This is a genomic window from Nitrosopumilus sp. b1, from assembly GCF_014078545.1.
In the GTDB taxonomy this organism is placed as follows: domain Archaea; phylum Thermoproteota; class Nitrososphaeria; order Nitrososphaerales; family Nitrosopumilaceae; genus PXYB01.
The window spans coordinates 1-3970 of record NZ_MU078744.1; the positions used below are offsets into that span (position 1 = coordinate 1).

Annotated in this window: 5 protein-coding genes; 2 read left to right on the forward strand and 3 right to left on the reverse strand. The window is 36.5% G+C overall.

The window, feature by feature from the left end; translation table 11 throughout:
- Window positions 1–223 (forward strand): response regulator (locus C6988_RS09950; protein WP_182135156.1); only part of this gene is annotated, 223 nt, incomplete at its 5' end.
- Between the two features lie 13 nt (window positions 224–236).
- Here the strand turns inward: C6988_RS09950 and C6988_RS09955 are convergent.
- On the reverse strand, window positions 237–425 hold the full coding sequence (locus C6988_RS09955; RefSeq protein ID WP_182135158.1) for a hypothetical protein: 189 nt from the start codon (window positions 423–425) through the stop codon (window positions 237–239).
- Window positions 426–686: 261 nt separating this feature from the next.
- Window positions 687–1739: a baeRF10 domain-containing protein gene (locus C6988_RS09960; RefSeq protein ID WP_182135160.1), complete on the reverse strand. Its 1053-nt coding sequence runs from the start codon at window positions 1737–1739 to the stop codon at window positions 687–689.
- 80 nt (window positions 1740–1819) lie between these two features.
- Between C6988_RS09960 and C6988_RS09965 the strand changes: the two genes are divergently transcribed.
- Complete coding sequence (locus C6988_RS09965; RefSeq protein ID WP_182135162.1) at window positions 1820–3232, forward strand: hypothetical protein; 1413 nt, start codon at window positions 1820–1822, stop codon at window positions 3230–3232.
- On the opposite strand, the gene C6988_RS09970 is transcribed toward C6988_RS09965, so the two are convergent.
- Window positions 3229–3970: menaquinone biosynthesis family protein (locus C6988_RS09970; RefSeq protein WP_182135164.1), on the reverse strand; the 742-nt coding region annotated here is incomplete at its 5' end. The genes C6988_RS09965 and C6988_RS09970 overlap by 4 nt on opposite strands.

Consider the following 3970-nt stretch of genomic DNA (forward strand, 5'->3'; position numbering starts at 1 on the left):
TGACGGATTTTATGCACTAGAGAAAATAAAGGAACTAGATCCTAAAGCCAAAGTAATCTTTGTTACTGCAGCAACTAGTGGTACTACTCAAAAGAAATTATTTGAAACCGACGTTGATGGAATTATCTTCAAACCATTTGATATGCACAAACTAATGGAGACAATCCATGTTGTAAAGAATGGTCGCAAATACATTCCTTCCTCTGTTCGTGCACTAGAATAGAATATTCTTTGAGCTAAGAATTAATGAATACCCGTGAGTTTGATACACTCATCATCTCAACCATATTGATTGGAATGTTTTCTTTCTTTGATGCCTCTAGCATTTCTTCTTGATGTTCTTCTTTTAGGTGCTTTAGGAAGTCTTCTTCTTCAATGTCATTTTTCTTGTAGTTGCAATTGGGGAAAATACATTTGAAGTTCATGAATTTACTTGCTTGAATTCTAAACTTAAGCCTATTGACGGTGTTTTCCAGTAAAACAATACTTGCAGATTCTACTTCCTACTCTGGTCTTCAAAAAAGCAATCTGTTCTTGATTTAGTCTGCCATGCTGGATTAAATTTATCAACTCTTCAGTTTCAACTATCTCAAAATTTTCATTGCAATTGCATTCAGTACACTGGCAATTGATTTTTGAGCCCATTGACATTTGAAAAACTAGTTTATCATAAAAGGAATATGCGATTATTTTATTTTGTATCGAAGAATCGCCAAGACAGAGTCATGGATTTTTAGTTTTTCAATTATTTTGGGTGCTGATGCAAATTCTATTTTAGCTGATGTGTTTTTTGCCATCTCAAGCATTGGTAGAATTTTTTTGAATTGTGAATCAGTATGATACTCTGATGAGACAATTAAGGTATCTACTGCGCCACGCTCTAATGCCTTGTAGATTACATCATTTTTCTTTGCAGTTAATCCATCCTTTACTAGCTCCTCATACTTTGCAATAATTTGCTGCATGTGATTTTTTCTATACTGGTAAAGATGTTTGATTATCTTTTCATGTATGGCAGACTTTCCAGTAGAAAATGAGATATCATTTACAAACCTGCACTTTTCTCTTAGACGTGAATCTATCTCATCAAAAAATTCGTTTTTTGCATTTCCTGGACCTCCTAGGAGCAAAAGTTCTGAATCTTCATCCATGTTGCGCAATCTGGTTGCAATCTTTTTGAAAAATACATGAATTTTTGTTTGCCTTGCCCTAAGAAATCTTCCTTGACTCTGACCTCCTTTTTTGTGCCTTCCCTGAAGATCAATTTTCAGACTAGCATCATCTACAACTTGACTTCCATGAATTTTTTGAATTCTTGCAGTCTTTTGATCTAAAATTACAAGCATGACACTATGATTTGTCTTTAGAATATCTGAAAATGGTTTGATGTATGGTTTTTTCCCAGCCATGTAGATGTATGGAAGTTTTTTTGATGTGCCAATTTCTCTGACGTGTATCTTGTTGTTTTTAATCCAGCCAAAGATGCAAAGTGTCTTTGCTGTCTTTCCAACAGATGATGGGTTTTTTTTGAGGTGATTAATTCTTTGAATTATTTTATCTTCAATCTTTTCTAGTTGAGGAGTACGCTTTTTTTGCTGTAATATTGAGATTGATTCTTGGCCTTTTCCAAATGTATAGTATACTGAGATTGTTGGTGCACTTACTTTTTTTAATTCCATTAGAACCTGATTTAGCTCAAACCACTCTGCAGGTGAGATGTGAGTGGCCTGATTCTTCATGAATTTTGATATTTTTTAGCTAATTAGAGTATTATTGATACGTTTTCCTTAAATAGAATTTTTCAAGAAATTCGTTACAAATGAGACAATTGCTTGGAGTCATATTTGCAATATTTTTAATTCCTATAGGCTATGCGTTTGCCCAAGAGATAAGTGAGCAGACAACTCTTTCTGGGGATTTGGCAAATGATCCAATAGCGCAAGATATTCTAAAAAAAATTGAATTAACAAAACAATGGATTGCTGATTTGGAAAAACGAGATTATGAAAAGACTCAGGCCCAAAAGGAGCTTGAAGAAAAGCGCGCAGTTGCATTAGATAGATTAAATCAAGACTTGGCAGACTGGGAAGCACTTTGGGCAAACTATACTTCACAAGCTGCATTTGAGCGATTCGTTGATGGCAAGCCTGCACAAGTTCAGGGAGTGTTCTGGGATTCATTTGAATTCAAAGAGATGAAAGTAAAGGCAGGGCGTGATGCACTCAAAAAAGTAATTGCAGATGGTGGTAGCCTGCGAGAAGCACGTGCTGCATACTTGGAGGCAGCTGAAACCAAACGAATTGAGCTAATCGAAGCTAATGCGCAGTTTAATGTAAAACATGGATTGGCATACTACAAACAACAAATTCTATTTGATACACAAGGAAAATTCATTCACAATTCTCAATCGTTTGAATCATTAAGTCAGTACTATACTGATTATCGTGCAGATCCTGCATACTATGCTGCAAATTTGGATGACAAGTTCTCATACGAAGACTTTGGAACCACAACACCCAACACACAATGCAGAGATGGATTCACTGTAGTGCATCGATTCCAATCAGATGATTATGTTTGTGTTACATATGATACTGCAGAGATGTGGATTCGACATGGAATGGGTGAAATTTTAGGAAAACAGATTGCATCAATTGCAGAAGACAACACAAACACTCCGCTAACTCAGTGTGCTCCTGGATTTGATATGGTGTATGTTGTGTCCACTCAGAGATACTCTTGTGTAACTAGTGGAACTGCAGAAAAATGGATTGATGAGGAGATTGCTGAAACCCCACAAATTGATGATTATGTTTTATCAGGTGAGATAGCAGAGCCAGTATCTGATTTGATTTTAGAGATAAACTTGCAGCTTCAGACATTAAATGATGAGCTAGAAGAGGGCTATCTTGAACTAAAAGCAAAGTATGACAAGATGTATTCAGATGCAGAGTCTGCATCAAAGCAGGCTGAAAAAGATGCAATATCTAATTTCCAGTCAAACAGTACTATGACTAACAAGGAGCTCAGCGACCAGCTAATAGACATTAGAAAAGCACTTGATTCACTCAAAGATGAAATTCTAGATGAGAAAGAAGATGCGCTAAAAGATTTACAAAAGCAGTTTGATGATGACATTACTGCAATTAGAATTGAGCATGTAGAAAGCGGTGACTATGATATAGTCTGGAATGATTCACTTGGACAATACGAAGCCGTTGCACTAAACTAGGGTGCGATACTTAGCTCAAAGTCTGGGACTAACTGTTTTTCCTTTGCCATCTCAAATAATTTTCTAATTGACTGCTCTCCAGGTTTTCCCATGTTTACTGTTACGTCATTGACATACATTTGCACAAACTTTTCAATTAGGTCTCGTGGTTTGCCACGTGAATACTGCATTGCATAATCGATTCCATCTGAGAGATTTTCTCTTGCAAATTCAATTGAGCTTTGAAGATACTGGTCAAACTTGTGAATTGTATCCATTCCAAAACTGGTCTTCATTACATTAATTCCAAGTGGTACAGGTAATCCTCCTGTCTCTTTGTGCCACCACTCACCAACGTCAGCAATTTTTTGATTTCCTTCTTGCTCATATGATAATTGGGTCTCATGAATTACAAGGCCTGCATCGACTGTACCGTCACTAACTGCCTTTGGAATATCTGAAAAGTTCATCTCTACATGATCAAACTTGCCAATCATTAGCTGTAAAAGCAAAAACGCTGACGTCATCTTGCCTGGAATTGCAATCTTTGAATTTTTTATCTCATCTAGGCTCATATCTTTTTTTGATGTGACTATGGGGCCGTAATTGATGCCAAAGCTTCCGCCGCTTCTAAGAATGGTATATCCTGGGATGTATGCACATGCGTGAACTGATACTGCAGTAACGTCTAGCTCCGGATTTACTGCCTTGCGGTTTAGCTTTTCAATGTCTTCAATTACGTGATTTACTGTAAAGTCT